This window comes from Bacillus xiamenensis (assembly GCF_001857925.1).
Lineage (GTDB): Bacteria > Bacillota > Bacilli > Bacillales > Bacillaceae > Bacillus > Bacillus xiamenensis.
Window position 1 is genome coordinate 3056237 of sequence record NZ_CP017786.1, and the last position, 15488, is coordinate 3071724.

The following is a 15488-nucleotide window of genomic DNA, read 5'->3' on the forward strand; positions in this document are numbered from 1 at the left end:
GTATTGAAGTGGTCAGAAATTAGCGTCCATACAACAAATGAAGCGGTGGAACCAATCACCAATATTTTGCATGAAGCAGGTGCAAGTGGTGTCGTGATTGAGGACCCGCTTGATTTAGTCAAGGAACGTGAAAATGTATACGGTGAGATCTACCAGCTCGATCCGAATGATTATCCTGACGAAGGAGTCATTGTGAAAGCCTATCTTCCGATGAATAGCTTTTTGATGGAAACGGTAGATGAGATCAAAGAAGCCATCAACAACCTTCTTCTATACGATATCGACCTTGGACGAAACACGCTGTCTACTTGTGAAGTAAACGAGGAAGAATGGGCGACTGCATGGAAGAAATACTATCATCCTGTGAAAATCTCTGAAAAGTTCACCATCGTTCCAACGTGGGAAGAGTATACACCCGTTCATTCTGATGAATTGATTATTGAAATGGACCCTGGTATGGCATTTGGAACAGGTACACATCCGACAACAGTCCTTTGCATTCAGGCGCTGGAACGCTATGTAAAGGAAAACGATACCGTGATTGATGTTGGAACAGGATCGGGCATTTTAAGTGTTGCCGCAGCGATGCTTGGTGCAAAGGACATTTATGCATTTGATCTCGACACCGTTGCAGTGGAAAGTGCAAAGCAAAACATTGCATTAAATGGTGTGAGTGAGCAAGTAACGGTGAAACAAAACAACTTACTTGATGGCATTTCAGGTGAACGTGATGTGATCGTTGCCAACATTCTTGCAGAAGTCATCTTGCGCTTTACAGATCAAGCGTACGACCTATTGAAGAAAGATGGTTACTTCATTACATCAGGCATCATCGGACAAAAGAAATTACAAGTCAAGACGGCTTTAGAAGAAGCAGGTTTTGAGATTGTTGAAGTGCTGTCCATGGAAGATTGGGTCAGCATCATTGCGAAAAAATAAAGCGAGTAGGTGTCAGGACACGTATGCAACGATATTTTATCGACCTCACGAAAGAAGAAGTGATGACAAAGGGAGCCATCGTCATAAAAGGTGAAGATGTACATCACCTTGCGAACGTCATGCGGATGAAAGCAGGAGAGGATATCCTTTGTTTAACGACAGACGGCTTTGAAGCGCTCAGTAAAATTGATACAATAACAAAGGAAGAAGTCATTTGTCACCTTGAAGACTGGACGAATCAGAATAGAGAACTTCCGGTCAGGGTGACGATTGCAAGTGGTCTCCCGAAAGGAGATAAGCTTGAGCTGATTATCCAAAAAGGTACAGAGCTTGGTGCAAGTGCTTTTATTCCATTCCAAGCAGCGCGTTCGATTACAAAGCTTGATCAAAAAAAGTCGCGTAAAAAACGAGAGCGCTGGGAGAAAATTGCGAAAGAAGCAGCCGAGCAGTCCTACCGAAATCTCATTCCTCATGTTCACCCAGTATCAACGTTTAAAGAGCTGATTCAACTGGCGGGTGAATTCGATAAATGTGTCGTTGCATACGAAGAATCATCGAAAGAAGGAGAGCAAAGCCGATTTCAATCTGTGCTCCAACAGATGAAAGGCGGACAAACCTTATTAGTGGTTTTTGGTCCAGAAGGCGGTTTAGCAGAAAAGGAGATTGAAGAACTTGAAGCGATTGGTGCAGTCATTTGCGGGCTCGGACCACGCATTTTAAGAACAGAAACAGCTCCTTTATATGCGCTTTCTGCTATATCTTATCAAACAGAGTTATTAAGAGGTGAATCATGATGGGAACAGTAGCGTTCCATACACTTGGCTGTAAGGTCAATCACTATGAAACAGAAGCCATCTGGCAGCTGTTTAAAGAAGCTGGCTATGAAAGAAAAGATTATGAATCAAAGGCAGACGTATATGTCATTAATACATGTACCGTCACGAATACAGGCGATAAGAAAAGCCGCCAAGTCATTAGAAGAGCCATCCGTCATAACCCAGATGGTGTCATTTGTGTCACAGGCTGTTATGCGCAAACATCTCCAGCAGAAATCATGGCGATTCCTGGTGTTGATATTGTGGTTGGAACACAAGACAGACATAAATTATTAGGGTATATTGAAGAATACCGTAGAGAAAGACAGCCGATTAATGGGGTTGGTAATATTATGAAAGCACGAGTGTTTGAAGAACTAGATGTTCCTGCCTTTACGGACAGAACGCGTGCTTCATTAAAAATCCAAGAAGGCTGCAACAATTTCTGTACATTCTGCATCATCCCTTGGGCGCGCGGACTTCTTCGTTCTCGTGATCCTGAAGAAGTCATCAATCAAGCGCAGCAACTTGTAGATGCCGGCTATAAAGAAATTGTGTTAACTGGCATTCATACTGGCGGATACGGAGAAGATCTAAAGGATTATAACTTTGCTAAGCTTCTAAAAGAATTAGACGAACGTGTCGCCGGTTTAAAACGAATCCGTATTTCGTCCATTGAAGCAAGTCAAATTACAGACGAAGTGATTGAAGTGCTAGATCAGTCAGATAAAATTGTCAGACACCTGCACATTCCACTTCAATCTGGCTCTAATACGGTCCTGAAAAGAATGCGCCGTAAATACACGATGGAATTCTTTGCAGAGCGTTTAACCAAGCTCAAAAAAGCACTGCCAGGTCTTGCTGTCACTTCAGATGTGATCGTTGGATTCCCTGGAGAAACAGAAGAAGAATTTATGGAAACATACAATTTTGTCAAAGACCATCAATTCTCTGAACTTCACGTGTTCCCTTACAGCAAACGTACAGGTACGCCAGCTGCAAGAATGGAAGATCAAGTGGATGAAAATGTGAAAAACGAACGCGTTCACCGCTTAATCGCGCTATCTGACCAGCTTGCAAAAGAGTATGCGTCGGCTTATGAAGGAGACGTCTTAGAAATCATTCCAGAAGAATCCTTCAAAGAACAAGACGGAAAGCACAATCTTTATGTAGGTTATACTGATAACTACATGAAGGTCGTATTTGAAGGCACAGAGGATATGATCGGCCGTTTGGTGAAAGTGAAAATTACGAAAGCGGGCTATCCTTATAACGAAGGACAATTCGTCCGCATCAGTGATGACGTGCAGACAGATCAAGTCAGAATGACCTCATAATAGATGAAAAACCGGCAGCCGTTAGGCAAGCCGGTTTCTTTTTTATGTTGACCGGGCAGGCAAAAGGAACAAAATCAGGGCGTAAAAAGGACGGATGAACGGGAAGAAAAGGAGAGAACTTGCGACATTAAACAGCAGACTAAAGTGTGCAATCTGCTGTGATGGAGAGCTCGCCAGAAGGGCAACGAACTCTGTGATAAGGGCGAGAAATGGGAGACATAATAGAACCCCAAGCACATTAAACACGACGTGGGCATAGGCAGTTTGGCGTGCCGCATAGCCGCCAGATATTGCAGCCATCACAGCGGTAATACATGTCCCAATATTCGACCCTAACACAAAGCTGATGCCTTCCTTTAGAGCTACAGTCCCTTCATTCATAAACCCCATCAAAATGCCAATGCAAACCGAGCTTGAATGAACAATGGCTGTGAACACCGTACCAGAAAGGAGCGCTGTCCAGTCAGAGTGCTGCATCATTTCAAGAAAACGCAATGTTTCTGGCTGGCTGGTCATCATACCTGCAATTTTTGAAAAGCCTTGAATGCAAAAGAAGATCATTCCAAGGCCAAATAGACTTTTTCCTGCATACTGAAAGGGTCTTCGGCCAAAAATAATACATACAAGACCGGCTGCAATCAAAACCCACATGAACACGTCCATCTTAATGGCGATAAACTCTGTTGTAAACGTTGATCCGATATTGGTTCCAAGAATCATTGGAATGGATTTTTTAAACGTGAGAATGCCTGTACTCACAAAGCCGATGACGATCACCATAAACGCCGAACTGCTTTGAAGAACCCCTGTAAACACAATACTAACCAAAAAAGCTTTCACTGGGTGATCTGTAAAGAGAAGAAGTGATTTCTCAATACGGGACGATGCGAGCGCCATTAACCCTTTTCTTAGCAAACCCATTGACCATAAAAAAATGAAAATAAGTGCACAAAAATAAATGATCGTCATCATAGAAAAGTCCTCCTCTTACGAATGAATATATGGACTTGTCTACCTGCTCATGACGAAAATATATTTCCAAATCACTTAGTTGACCTCACACTAGGCTTATATTATAATGTCTAGGTACATGTTTGCATGTATATCTTTTTTTAATGCAGTCGATTGGTGTATTCGGAGGGAGGGAAAGAGAATGTCAAAAACGGTCGTTAGAAAAAACGAATCGCTTGAAGATGCTCTTCGTCGCTTTAAACGCAGTGTATCCAAAACTGGAACATTGCAAGAAGCAAGAAAGCGTGAATTTTATGAAAAGCCTAGCGTAAAGCGTAAGAAAAAGTCTGAAGCTGCTAGAAAACGTAAATTCTAAAGAGGGTGGATTTTATGAGTCTTCTTGAGCAATTAAATTCTGATATGAAGCTTTTTATGAAAAACCGTGAGAAAGACAAGCTTGTTGTCATTCGTATGGTAAAGGCTTCGCTCCAAAATGAAGCAATTAGGCTTAAGAAAGACAGTTTGACCGGCGATGAGGAACTAACCGTCCTTTCCCGCGAGATTAAGCAACGTAAAGACTCCCTCCATGAATTTTCGAAAGCTAATCGCTTAGATTTAGTAGATAAAGTTCAAAAAGAGATTGACATTTTAGACGTTTATTTACCTGAACAGCTTTCTGAAGAAGAACTACAGGCGGTTGTGAAAGAAACAATTGCTGAAACAGGTGCTTCATCGAAAGCTGATATGGGTAAAGTCATGAGCGCTATTATGCCAAAGGTAAAAGGTAAAGCTGATGGTGCTGTCATTAACAGACTTGTCAGCGAGCAGCTGTCTCAATAAAAAAGTATCCTTCTAACACTAGAAGGGTACTTTTTTTATGCCCTCATCATTCTGTCATATAAAAATGAAACCTATGATACATTTGTAACGTATGTAAAGGAACGGTAAAATGGAAGAAAGAGAGGGGGGATCACCAAATAGATGAAAAAAATAAAAATTTCTATTGCTCTCTTCAGTTGTTTTATAATATGCTTGTTATTAGGGGTTCAATTGACCGCGAAATCAGCAGAGCAGAAAGTTCATGTCATCCCAATTGAAGATACAGTAGAAAAAGGACTTTCTAAATTCATTGAACGATCATTTGAGCAAGCAAAGTCGGAGCGGGCGAAACATATTATTCTTGACATCAATACGCCAGGTGGTGCAGTTGATGCGGCTCTTGAGATCGCAGATACCATTCGTGCGTCCGATATCCCAGTGACAGCGTTTATCAATCATAGAGCGCTTTCAGCCGGGGCTTTCCTTGCCCTAAATGCCGATCAAATTTATATGACCCCAAACGGAAAGATGGGGGCTGCTGCGATCATTGATGGAGAAGGCAATGCTGCCGATCAAAAGTCTGAATCTCTATGGCTTGCTGAAATGAGTGATGCTGCTGAGAAGCAGGGGCGTGATCCAAAATATGCTCTTGCGATGGCAGATGTAGATATAGACGCAAAAGAAGCCGGTGCACCTAAAGGAGAATTGCTCACCTTCAATACAGATCGAGCGCTTCAGTTCGGCTATGCAGAAGGTGAAGCGAAAAATCTGGATGACTTGCTTCAGAAGCTGAACTTAGGAGATGCTTCTGTTCAATACGATGAAGTGAGCTTTGCTGAAAAGGTTGCGCGTTTTTTCACGCACCCAATCGTCATTCCCATCCTTTTATCCATCGCAAGCTTAGGGTTAATTGTTGAGCTGTATTCTCCCGGCTTTGGGGTCCCAGGTACGATGGGGATCACGGCGCTTCTTCTATTCTTTTATGGTCATCTTGTGGCAGGTTTTGCAGGATATGAGACGTTGTTCCTGTTTTTAGCTGGGATTGTGCTCATTATTTTGGAATTATTTTTGCCAGGGGGAATCGTAGGTGTCATTGGACTAATCTGTGTCGTTGTCAGCTTGTTTTTAGCAGCTGGGAGCTTTACAGAAATGGCGATTTCCATCTTGATTGCCACTGCTGTTTCAATCATAGCAGTTATATTATTGACAAAGGTGTTGGGGAAACGTATGAAATTTTTCAAAAAGTTCATTTTAACCGATTCAACCAATAAAGAAAGTGGTTATGTCTCAAATGAAACAAGAGAAGATCTTGTGGGACAAATCGCAGTGACAGCTACAGCACTTCGTCCATCTGGTACGATTGTACTCGGTGATGAGCGCATTGATGTTGTGTCAGAAGGTGCATTTATCGACAAGGATGAACAAGTAAAAATTATTAAAGCGGAAGGCTCACGCATTGTCGTGAGGAAAGTATAGATATACTGATTTTATAGGAGGAATAAAATGGATCCATCTACTTTACTATTATTTGTGATTATCGCAGCAGGTTTGATCGTTCTATCGATCTTCTTCACCTTTGTACCGGTGATGCTGTGGATTTCTGCCCTAGCGGCTGGCGTAAGAGTAAGCATTTTTACACTTGTAGGAATGAGACTTCGCCGCGTTATACCAAACCGAGTGGTGAACCCGCTGATCAAGGCACATAAAGCAGGTCTTGATGCGACGATTAACCAGTTAGAGAGCCACTATCTTGCAGGTGGTAACGTTGACCGTGTTGTAAATGCTTTGATCGCAGCTCAACGTGCGAATATCGAGTTGAACTTTGCACGCTGTGCAGCAATCGACCTAGCAGGCCGTGATGTTCTTGAAGCGGTACAAATGAGTGTAAACCCTAAGGTCATTGAAACACCATTTATCTCTGGTGTTGCGATGGACGGGATTGAAGTAAAAGCAAAAGCACGTATTACAGTTCGTGCAAACATTGACAGGCTTGTCGGTGGTGCAGGGGAAGAAACCATTATTGCACGTGTAGGTGAAGGGATTGTCTCTACAATCGGTTCATCAGATAATCATAAAAAGGTTCTCGAAAACCCTGATATGATTTCTCAAACTGTTCTTGGTAAAGGACTAGATTCAGGTACTGCATTTGAAATCCTCTCGATTGATATCGCAGATGTGGATATCGGCAAGAACATCGGGGCAATTCTGCAGACAGACCAAGCAGAAGCCGACAAAAACATTGCCCAGGCGAAAGCAGAAGAACGCCGTGCAATGGCTGTTGCACAAGAACAAGAAATGCGTGCGAGAGTTGAAGAAATGCGCGCGAAAGTAGTAGAAGCAGAGGCTGAAGTACCACTTGCAATGGCTGAAGCACTACGTGAAGGCAATATCGGTGTCATGGACTACATGAACATTAAAAATATCGATGCTGATACAGATATGAGAGATTCATTTGGCAAAATGACAAAAGGTCCATCTGATAATGAAAACAAATAAGCATCCTCTCACGCCTTAAGGAGGGAGCCCATTGGACATTCTATTTGAAAATCCGCTACTAATCGCGATTATCATCGGTATCATCTCTGCGGTCTTTGGAAAAATCGGCAAACAAGAGGAGAATGAGGAAAAAAGCAGGCAAAACAAGCCTGCTCCTCAGCGTAAGCCGATGCCTGAAAGACAAGCAGAACAAACAAGTCCAGATCCAGTCGTGACGGACCAGCTAGACGATTTTGGCGATGTACATGATCATGGCGGGATGAAGAAAAAAACATCACAGTCCTTACAAGACCGCTATACGGATACACTTGCCAAAATGGAAGAAAGAAAAAGCGAGCTGAATCGAGAATTCCAATCGCTTGAAAGGCAGCTTAAAAGGCCAAAGGCAGCATCTGCTGAAGTGAAGCCGAAAATCATTGAGAAGCTCAACCAAGATACAGTAGTTCAAGGGATGATCCTTGGTGAAGTATTTGGAGAGCCGCGTGCGAAAAAGCCGCATCGAACGATGAAACGGCCTTATCAAAGATAAAGAAAGAAAAGCCCCTTGTCTAAAGGGGTTTCAGCGTGTAGACAAGCCCTTGCTTTCTTTGTCAGGCTCGCGCTCAGGTGCTCGTCCTTCCTAGACTGCAAAGGTTTTCATGTCACGCTGAAAAGACGACAAAGGGCTAAAATCAAGATCATTTTAGCCCTCTGTCAACAGTCTAACCCCCCTTTCACTAAAGGGGGGTTTCAGCGTGTAGATAAACCCTCGCATTCGGTGTCAGTCCTGCGTGCTGGTGCTCACGAATGTCAAATTCGCTCCGCGCCAGTACTCGTCCTTCCTAGACTGCAAAGGTTTTCAGGTCACGCTGAAAAGACGACAAAGGGCTAAAATCAAGATCATTTTAGCCCTTTGTCAACAATCTGTAACCCCCCTTTCACTAAAGGGGGGGTTTTTGTGTCCTGATGGTCATTTTTCACAAGCGATATGATGAACTGGCTGTTTTACGGATTCATTAGCATGATATGAACCGCTGGGGAATAGGATGATATAGAGGCTTTCTCATCAGTCTCACCATCTTTCAGTTTGATCTCATACACATGAGGTGGGAAGGGGTTCTTATTGAATGGGAAAAAGAAAAAATCGACTTAAAGCATGGCTGACAAGAACACTCGAAATCCCTCCGGACGTCATGATGGATCTACCCCGTATTACGATGGTTGGCAGACTCCACATTTACATAGAGAACCATAAAGGGCTTTTACTTTTCAGTGATCAAGAGGTAAGGCTTATGCTCAAGCAAGGTCAATGCATGATTTCAGGAAAAGACTTTGTGATAAAAACGATTTTGCCAGAAGAGATCTTATTGGAAGGGAAAATCGATGAGGTCCGTTATATTGATTCTTAACTGACGGAGGGGAGAAGCGTGAAGAATAAATGGTTTGCCTATTTTATTGGCAGAGTGGAAGTGGAGATGAAAGGAAGCGGCATTGAGCGCCTCATAAATGAGTGCACGAGACAGGGGATCACAATTTTTCAAGTGAGCCGCCGTCAAGACAGCGTGCGCTTATTTATTCGCCTGTCAGATGTACATGCCTTTAGAAAAGTGCGCAGACACCATGAAGTGAAATGTTCATTTCATCAAAAGAAGGGGTTTCCGTTTCTTCTCCTATGGTCGAGAAGAAATATCGGATTTACCCTTGGGATGGTTTTTTTCCTAGTGACGATATTGGCTCTTTCAAATATGGTGTGGAAAATTGAGATCAAAGGTGCGAATCCAGAGACAGAACATCAAATGAGAAAGCACCTAGACGAAATTGGGGTACAAAAAGGACGTTTTCAGTTTCTTATGGGGACACCTGAAAAAATACAAAAATCACTGACGACCAACATTCAAAGTATTACATGGGTCGGGGTTGAATTGAACGGAACGACGTTTCAAATGAAAGTGGTCGAAAAAAATGAGCCGGAAAAGGAGAAATATACGAGTCCTCAGCACATCGTCGCCAAGAAAAAAGCAGTCATCACGAGGATGTATGTAGAAAAAGGCGAGCCGCTTGCCCAGGTCGATGAACATGTGAAAAAAGGGCAGATGCTTGTCTCTGGTTTGATTGGAAGTGAAGATCAGAAAAAAAAGGTAGGAGCTAAAGCGAAAATCTATGGTGAAACATGGTACCGTTCTGAAGTTTCTGTCCCTCTTCAAACATCTTTTGACGTCTTTACGGGTAAAATGAAGACAAAGCACAAGCTCTCCTTATTCGGAGGTTCCATCCCATTTTGGGGATTCTCCTTTAAAAAAGATGATTTTCAGCAGCCACAAACAGAAACGGAAGTTCATCCGCTTCATTTCTTAAATGTTCAGCTGCCGTTCTCCTATGAAAAGGAAATCACACGTGAAAGTGAAAAAATAAATCGAACATACACAAATAAAGAAGCGGTTCAAGCAGGGATTAAAATGGGTAAAAAAGAATTAGAAGAGAAGCTAGGTCAAACAGGTGAGGTAAAAAGTGAAAAAGTTTTGCACGAGACAACAGGGAATGGTAAAGTTAAGTTAATCATCCTTTACCAAGTAATAGAAGATATTGTTCAACCAACACCTATTGTTCAGGGAGACTAGAGAATGACAGAACATTTACTTGAGATTCAACAAAAATTGGATAGCCCAAACGAAGCCATTGCTTTATTTGGCAATCAAGATGCTTATCTGAAACTGATGGAAAACGAGCTGAATGTCTCCATTATTACTCGTGGAGAAAAGGTGTATGTTTCTGGTCAGGAAGCATCAAGAGATACAGCGAGTCGTTTGATTGCATCTCTCTTACATCTCATCCGTAAAGGCATTGAGATTTCTGAACGGGATGTCGTCTATGCCATTAAAATGGCGCAAAAAGACAAGCTCAATTATTTTGAAAATATGTATGAAGATGAAATTACGAAAAATGCCAAAGGAAAGTCGATCAGAGTTAAAACGATCGGCCAGCGTGAATATGCTGCGGCAATGAAAAAAGATGATCTCGTCTTTGGGATTGGGCCCGCTGGTACAGGTAAAACGTATTTGGCAGTGGTCAACGCAGTACATGCGCTGAAAAATGGTCATGTGAAACGGATTATCCTGACAAGACCAGCTGTTGAAGCGGGAGAAAGTCTTGGCTTTTTGCCAGGCGATTTAAAGGAAAAAGTCGATCCTTATTTAAGACCGTTATACGATGCTTTGCATGATGTGCTTGGCAGTGATCATACGGAACGATTAATCGAGCGCGGTGTCATTGAAGTAGCACCTCTCGCCTATATGAGGGGCCGGACGCTCGATGATGCATTTGTCATTTTAGATGAAGCCCAAAATACAACGCCAGCCCAAATGAAAATGTTTTTGACGAGATTAGGGTTTGGCTCTAAAATGGTCATTACAGGAGATATTACACAAATTGATCTGCCAAAGGGCGTCCAGTCAGGCCTTGCGGCTGCAAGGGACATGCTTGCAGAGATCAAGGGCATCTCATTCATTGAATTAGACCAAACAGATGTGGTCAGACACCCGCTTGTGGCGAAGATCATTGGCGCATATGAAAAGCAAAAATGAACTGAGTGACCCGATCGCCTTAATCGGGTCATTTTGTTTCGATCGTGTTTTAAAGTAAAAAAGGAGGTACTTTCCTTGAGAAAGAAACAGAAAGACAGTAAGCGCAAAAGACTGCTGTCTAAAAAAGAACCTCAGAAAATGGAGCGCTCACGTTATTTAAACGTGCTGCTATACGCTGGTTTAGCAGCCATTCTGTTTGTGGTGCTCTTCTTCCATGTAAAGCCTGAATCGCTCGACTTAGATTTGTTTTCAGTGAGCGAACAGACCATCTATTCTCCGTCTACCGTTGATGATCAAGAAGCAACAGAAGAAAAGAAACAAGAAGCAACGGATCAAGTAGAAGATCAATATACACTCAAAAAAGCGTATTCTGATAATCGTGTTGACCTCATTTCATCCCTCTTTGAAGCGATTAAAGAAGAGAAGAAAGCAGCAGCTGCTGATAAAGAGAACCCGCCGACAGATCAAGAAATGGTGAAGCGTGTAAAAGAAAAGCTTACAACCGATATGCAGGAAGCTGTTTCAGATCAATCTATTAAAGCGCTGCTCCAAGCAAGTGACGAAAACCTTTCATTTACGAAGGATTCTATCATCACAGTGGTCAATTCATTGATGAGTAAAGAGATCACGGCAGCTAAGTTACAAGAAGAGAAAAAACAAGTGAAAACAGAGCTTGAAAATAATTCGATTCCGTCAAAATATTTAAATGCGGCGAAAGAAATCGGTGAATTTGCGATCATTCCTAACTATGTATTTGACCCAGTAGCAACAGAGAAGAAAAGACAAGAGGCAGCTGATAGCATTCAGCCGGTTCAAATCAAACAAGGGCAAATTTTAGTGGAAGAAGGAGAACTCATTGACCGTGAAGTTTATCGCAAATTAGAGCTGACTGGTCTGTTAAACAGCTCCAATTTGGTTAAGCCTATTAGCGGTCTTATCATATTAATCGGTCTCTTCTTAGCAGCGATTGCTCACTCACTTGAAACGAGGAAAAAGTCGCTTGTCCATAAGAATAAATCGTTACTGCTTTTTTCGCTTATTTTCACCATCATTTTAATCATCATGGAAGTATTCAGCCTCTTCCAGGAAACGAAGTATACGACGATAGGCTACGTCGTGCCAGTGGCGCTAGGTACGATGCTGATCAAACTGCTCATTAATGAGCGGCTAGCGATCTTCTCCGGTCTCGTATTTGCTCTTTGCGGCAGTATGATGTTTAATCAAGGAGTAACCGGCGTCTTTAACTATGTCATCTGCGCCTATTATCTGATGAGCGGGATGGCGGGAATTTTATTTTTGAGAAAACATAATGCGAGATCGAAAATTTTACAGGCAGGGCTTTTGGTAGCATTGGTGAATGTGCTGGTGGTTCTATCCATTATGCTGATCCAAAATTCTTCTCCATCAGGGCTTGAAATTAGTGTGAATCTTGTGATGGCAACTGTATCAGGGTTTGCATCGGCTATTTTGGTCATTGGCTTAATGCCGGTTTTTGAGAGCATGTTTGGCATTCTTTCGACAATGAAACTCATTGAATTATCGAATCCGAATCATCCGCTGCTCAAAAAGATTTTAACAGAGACGCCAGGTACATATCATCATAGTGTCATGGTGGCGAATTTAGCGGATGCCGCTTGTGAAGCAGTCGGAGCAAACGGTCTTTTAGCAAGAGTCGGCGCTTATTATCATGACATTGGAAAAACGAAAAGACCGCAATACTTTATTGAAAATCAAATGAACATTGATAATCCGCACGATAAACTTTCTCCTCAGCTGAGTAAAAATATTATTATTGCCCATACGACAGATGGTGCTGAGATGCTGAGGGAAAAGAAGTTTCCAGAGGAACTGATTGATATTGCAGAACAGCATCACGGGAAGTCACTACTGAAGTTCTTCTACTATAAGGCAAAAGAAAGGGATGATCAGGTGACAGAAGAAGAATTTCGCTACCCTGGTCCAAAACCGCAATCAAAAGAAGCGGCCATTATTTCTGTGGCTGACAGCGTGGAAGCGGCGGTTCGCTCGATGCATAATCCAAACCCAGAGCGGATTGAAAAGCTGGTCAAAGGCATTATTTCAGATAAAATGCAGGATGGACAATTCAGTGAATGTGATCTGACATTTAAAGAATTAAATATTATCAGCCAAACGATTTGTACAACATTAAAGGGGATTTTCCACTCTCGGATTGAATATCCAGATGCCCCGAAGCAGAAGGTGAAGTAAATGACATTGTTAATCGATTTAATAGATGAAACAGGACAAGTAACGAAAGAGCAGCTTGAAGAAGTGGAAAAACTTCTTCAATTTGCTGCGGATGCCCTTGGGGTAAAAGATCAAGCGGAAGTATCAGTTTCAATCGTTTCGAATGAAGAGATTCATCAAATCAACAAAGAATACCGAGGGAAGGATGCGCCAACGGATGTGATTTCCTTTGCACTTGAGGAAGAAGGCGAAGGGGAAATTGAAATCATTGGTGCAGATGACATCCCGCCGGTACTTGGTGACATTATCATTAGTGTGGATCGAACGAAAGAGCAGGCAGAGGAATATGGACATTCCTTTATGAGAGAGCTTGGATTTTTAACGATTCATGGTTTTCTTCATTTGCTTGGTTATGATCATATGACAGAGGAAGAAGAAAAAGAAATGTTCGCCAAACAGACAAAAATATTGGATGATTATGGGCTTTCGAGATCATCGTAAGAAGCGAACGCTGCTTGTCCGTTTTTTTCGGAGTTTTTATTATGCATTTAAAGGAATATGGCGAACTTTCTTGAATGAACGGAATTTTCGATTTCACACAGTCGCAGCCACCATCGTGGTGATTTGCGGCTTTTGGTTTCACATTGAACCGAACGAATGGATGATCGTTCTGCTATTATGCGGAGGGATGCTTGCGCTAGAACTTGTGAATACAGCGATTGAACATGCAGTGGATCTTTGCACAGAAGAAAAGCATCCGCTTGCGGAGAGAGCAAAGGACGCAGCAGCAGGCGCTGTTTGCGTTTACGCCGCAATTTCGGTTATGATTGGGTTAATGATCTTCTTACCGAAGATCATGCAATAGAACAATATTACTATTTATTAACATTTTTAGAAATGGGCGTGAAAATGTCACGTGAATTATGTAAAATATAAATGTGACAGGGGGTCCATTTCTTCTGAAAGTGGGAACTAGAATGAACAAACAAGAGTTGATTTCAGAAGCCATCAAAGCAAGAGATTTTGCATATGTACCCTATTCTAAATTCAAAGTCGGTGCAGCATTATTGTCAAATGACGGAAAAGTGTATGGCGGTTGCAACATTGAAAATGCGGCATATGGTATGTGTAATTGTGCGGAAAGAACAGCACTTTTTAAAGCCTACTCAGAAGGCATCACATCTTTTCAAATGCTTGCAGTAGTGGCTGATACAGATCGGCCAGTTTCACCATGCGGCGCATGCAGACAGGTCATTTCAGAGCTATGTGCACCTGATATGCCAGTGATTCTAACGAACTTAAAAGGACATATATACGAAACAACAGTAAACGAACTATTGCCAGGCGCATTTTCACCGGAGGATTTAAATGACTAACGAAAGCTTCAAATCAGGATTTGTATCAATTATTGGCAGACCAAATGTAGGAAAATCAACCTTCCTTAATCGTGTGATTGGACAAAAGATTGCGATTATGAGTGATAAGCCCCAAACGACACGAAACAAAGTGCAAGGTGTCCTGACAACCAACACGTCACAAACGATTTTTATTGATACACCAGGAATTCATAAACCTAAGCATAAGCTAGGTGATTTTATGATGAGGGTGGCTCAAAATACACTGAAGGAAGTCGACCTGATCTTGTTTATGATCAACGCGCAGGAAGGCTATGGAAAAGGCGATGAATTCATCATTGAACGACTAAAACAAACATCTACACCGGTGTTTCTAGTCGTTAATAAAATTGATCAAATTCACCCAGATGAACTGTTCCTTTTAATTGATGAATACCGCACACGCTACCCGTTTAAGGAAATCGTGCCAATTTCAGCTCTTGAAGGCAACAACATTGACACGCTCCTTCAGCAGATTGAAGGTTATCTTCCAGAGGGCCCTCAATTTTATCCGGCAGATCAAGTAACAGATCACCCAGAGCGGTTTATTATTTCAGAATTAATTCGTGAAAAAGTGCTGCATTTAACAAGAGAAGAAATTCCTCACAGTATTGCGGTTGCGATTGAATCGATCAAGCCAGATGAAAATGGCAAGATTCATGTTGCGGCGACCATTGTCGTAGAACGTGATTCGCAAAAAGGGATCGTCATTGGAAAACGCGGCAGTTTATTAAAAGAAGTGGGACAAAAAGCGCGCAGAGACATTGAGGCACTTCTAGGTTCAAAAGTGTACTTGGAGCTTTGGGTAAAGGTTCAGAAGGACTGGCGTAATAAATCCACTCACCTTCGTGATTTTGGTTTTAGAGAAGACGAATATTAAACATCGCTGTATTTGTTGGGAAATCTGACAATGGTGCAGTTCGATTAGTAAAAATTGTTTATCATGAAATGGAGGTCGCCGGGTCAAGA

Annotated in this window: 17 protein-coding genes; 16 read left to right on the forward strand and 1 reads right to left on the reverse strand. The window is 42.1% G+C overall.

Going from position 1 to position 15488, the window contains the following annotated elements; translation table 11 throughout:
• The first annotated feature begins 3 nt into the window (after positions 1-3).
• Genes prmA through mtaB form a run of 3 tightly spaced genes read left to right on the forward strand, consistent with a single transcriptional unit; the run spans position 4 to position 3091 of the window.
• Complete coding sequence (gene prmA, locus BK049_RS15550) at positions 4-939, forward strand: 50S ribosomal protein L11 methyltransferase (protein WP_071168908.1); 936 nt, start codon at positions 4-6, stop codon at positions 937-939.
• Positions 940-962: 23 nt separating this feature from the next.
• Positions 963-1733, forward strand: coding sequence for a 16S rRNA (uracil(1498)-N(3))-methyltransferase (locus BK049_RS15555; RefSeq protein WP_008356238.1), 771 nt, complete (start codon positions 963-965; stop codon positions 1731-1733).
• On the forward strand, positions 1733-3091 hold the full coding sequence (gene mtaB, locus BK049_RS15560) for a tRNA (N(6)-L-threonylcarbamoyladenosine(37)-C(2))-methylthiotransferase MtaB (RefSeq protein WP_008356240.1): 1359 nt from the start codon (positions 1733-1735) through the stop codon (positions 3089-3091). The genes BK049_RS15555 and mtaB overlap by 1 nt, the downstream gene beginning before the upstream one ends.
• A 42-nt stretch (positions 3092-3133) precedes the next feature.
• Here the strand turns inward: mtaB and BK049_RS15565 are convergent, their stop codons facing one another.
• Positions 3134-4063, reverse strand: coding sequence for a Na/Pi symporter (locus BK049_RS15565; RefSeq protein WP_008356241.1), 930 nt, complete (start codon positions 4061-4063; stop codon positions 3134-3136).
• Between the two features lie 181 nt (positions 4064-4244).
• On the opposite strand from BK049_RS15565, the gene rpsU reads away from it, so the two are divergent.
• The 13 genes from rpsU to era all read left to right on the forward strand — a co-directional run bounded on the left by rpsU (position 4245) and on the right by era (position 15399).
• On the forward strand, positions 4245-4418 hold the full coding sequence (rpsU, locus tag BK049_RS15570) for a 30S ribosomal protein S21 (RefSeq protein ID WP_003152957.1): 174 nt from the start codon (positions 4245-4247) through the stop codon (positions 4416-4418).
• Positions 4419-4432: 14 nt separating this feature from the next.
• Positions 4433-4882 (forward strand): GatB/YqeY domain-containing protein, encoded by a 450-nt coding sequence (locus BK049_RS15575; RefSeq protein ID WP_071168909.1) that lies wholly within the window; start codon positions 4433-4435, stop codon positions 4880-4882.
• 141 nt (positions 4883-5023) lie between these two features.
• Entirely contained in the window at positions 5024-6337 is a 1314-nt protein-coding gene (locus BK049_RS15580) for an NfeD family protein (RefSeq protein ID WP_071168910.1), read from the forward strand.
• Between the two features lie 27 nt (positions 6338-6364).
• Entirely contained in the window at positions 6365-7357 is a 993-nt protein-coding gene (gene floA, locus BK049_RS15585) for a flotillin-like protein FloA (RefSeq protein ID WP_007501317.1), read from the forward strand.
• A gap of 31 nt (positions 7358-7388) precedes the next feature.
• Positions 7389-7886: a hypothetical protein gene (locus BK049_RS15590; protein ID WP_071168911.1), complete on the forward strand. Its 498-nt coding sequence runs from the start codon at positions 7389-7391 to the stop codon at positions 7884-7886.
• Positions 7887-8463: 577 nt separating this feature from the next.
• Complete coding sequence (gene yqfC, locus BK049_RS15595; protein ID WP_008356251.1) at positions 8464-8745, forward strand: sporulation protein YqfC; 282 nt, start codon at positions 8464-8466, stop codon at positions 8743-8745.
• An 18-nt stretch (positions 8746-8763) separates the two neighbouring features.
• Positions 8764-9954 (forward strand): sporulation protein YqfD, encoded by a 1191-nt coding sequence (yqfD, locus tag BK049_RS15600; RefSeq protein ID WP_071168912.1) that lies wholly within the window; start codon positions 8764-8766, stop codon positions 9952-9954.
• A gap of 3 nt (positions 9955-9957) precedes the next feature.
• On the forward strand, positions 9958-10917 hold the full coding sequence (locus BK049_RS15605) for a PhoH family protein (RefSeq protein ID WP_008356254.1): 960 nt from the start codon (positions 9958-9960) through the stop codon (positions 10915-10917).
• 114 nt (positions 10918-11031) lie between these two features.
• The gene (locus tag BK049_RS15610; protein ID WP_406566827.1) at positions 11032-13146 is read left to right on the forward strand and encodes an HD family phosphohydrolase; all 2115 of its coding nucleotides are present in this window, start codon (positions 11032-11034) and stop codon (positions 13144-13146) included.
• The gene (gene ybeY / locus BK049_RS15615; protein WP_008356260.1) at positions 13147-13626 is read left to right on the forward strand and encodes an rRNA maturation RNase YbeY; all 480 of its coding nucleotides are present in this window, start codon (positions 13147-13149) and stop codon (positions 13624-13626) included.
• On the forward strand, positions 13604-13990 hold the full coding sequence (locus BK049_RS15620; protein WP_071168913.1) for a diacylglycerol kinase family protein: 387 nt from the start codon (positions 13604-13606) through the stop codon (positions 13988-13990). The genes ybeY and BK049_RS15620 overlap by 23 nt, the downstream gene beginning before the upstream one ends.
• Positions 13991-14102: 112 nt before the next feature.
• Entirely contained in the window at positions 14103-14501 is a 399-nt protein-coding gene (locus BK049_RS15625; RefSeq protein ID WP_008356263.1) for a cytidine deaminase, read from the forward strand.
• Positions 14494-15399 carry a GTPase Era gene (gene era, locus BK049_RS15630; protein ID WP_007501305.1) on the forward strand — a complete coding sequence of 302 codons (906 nt, stop codon included), beginning with the start codon at positions 14494-14496 and terminating at the stop codon, positions 15397-15399. Before BK049_RS15625 ends, era begins: the two co-directional genes overlap by 8 nt.
• The last annotated feature ends 89 nt before the right edge of the window (positions 15400-15488 follow it).

Coding starts and splice junctions, on each gene's coding strand:
- BK049_RS15555 (WP_008356238.1), top strand. CDS start 963: ATGCAACGATATTTTATCGACCTCACGAAAGAAGAAGTGATGACAAAG.
- mtaB (WP_008356240.1), top strand. CDS start 1,733: ATGGGAACAGTAGCGTTCCATACACTTGGCTGTAAGGTCAATCACTAT.
- BK049_RS15565 (WP_008356241.1), bottom strand. CDS start 4,063: ATGATGACGATCATTTATTTTTGTGCACTTATTTTCATTTTTTTATGG.
- rpsU (WP_003152957.1), top strand. CDS start 4,245: ATGTCAAAAACGGTCGTTAGAAAAAACGAATCGCTTGAAGATGCTCTT.
- BK049_RS15575 (WP_071168909.1), top strand. CDS start 4,433: ATGAGTCTTCTTGAGCAATTAAATTCTGATATGAAGCTTTTTATGAAA.
- BK049_RS15580 (WP_071168910.1), top strand. CDS start 5,024: ATGAAAAAAATAAAAATTTCTATTGCTCTCTTCAGTTGTTTTATAATA.
- floA (WP_007501317.1), top strand. CDS start 6,365: ATGGATCCATCTACTTTACTATTATTTGTGATTATCGCAGCAGGTTTG.
- yqfC (WP_008356251.1), top strand. CDS start 8,464: ATGGGAAAAAGAAAAAATCGACTTAAAGCATGGCTGACAAGAACACTC.
- BK049_RS15605 (WP_008356254.1), top strand. CDS start 9,958: ATGACAGAACATTTACTTGAGATTCAACAAAAATTGGATAGCCCAAAC.
- ybeY (WP_008356260.1), top strand. CDS start 13,147: ATGACATTGTTAATCGATTTAATAGATGAAACAGGACAAGTAACGAAA.
- BK049_RS15620 (WP_071168913.1), top strand. CDS start 13,604: ATGGGCTTTCGAGATCATCGTAAGAAGCGAACGCTGCTTGTCCGTTTT.
- BK049_RS15625 (WP_008356263.1), top strand. CDS start 14,103: ATGAACAAACAAGAGTTGATTTCAGAAGCCATCAAAGCAAGAGATTTT.
- era (WP_007501305.1), top strand. CDS start 14,494: ATGACTAACGAAAGCTTCAAATCAGGATTTGTATCAATTATTGGCAGA.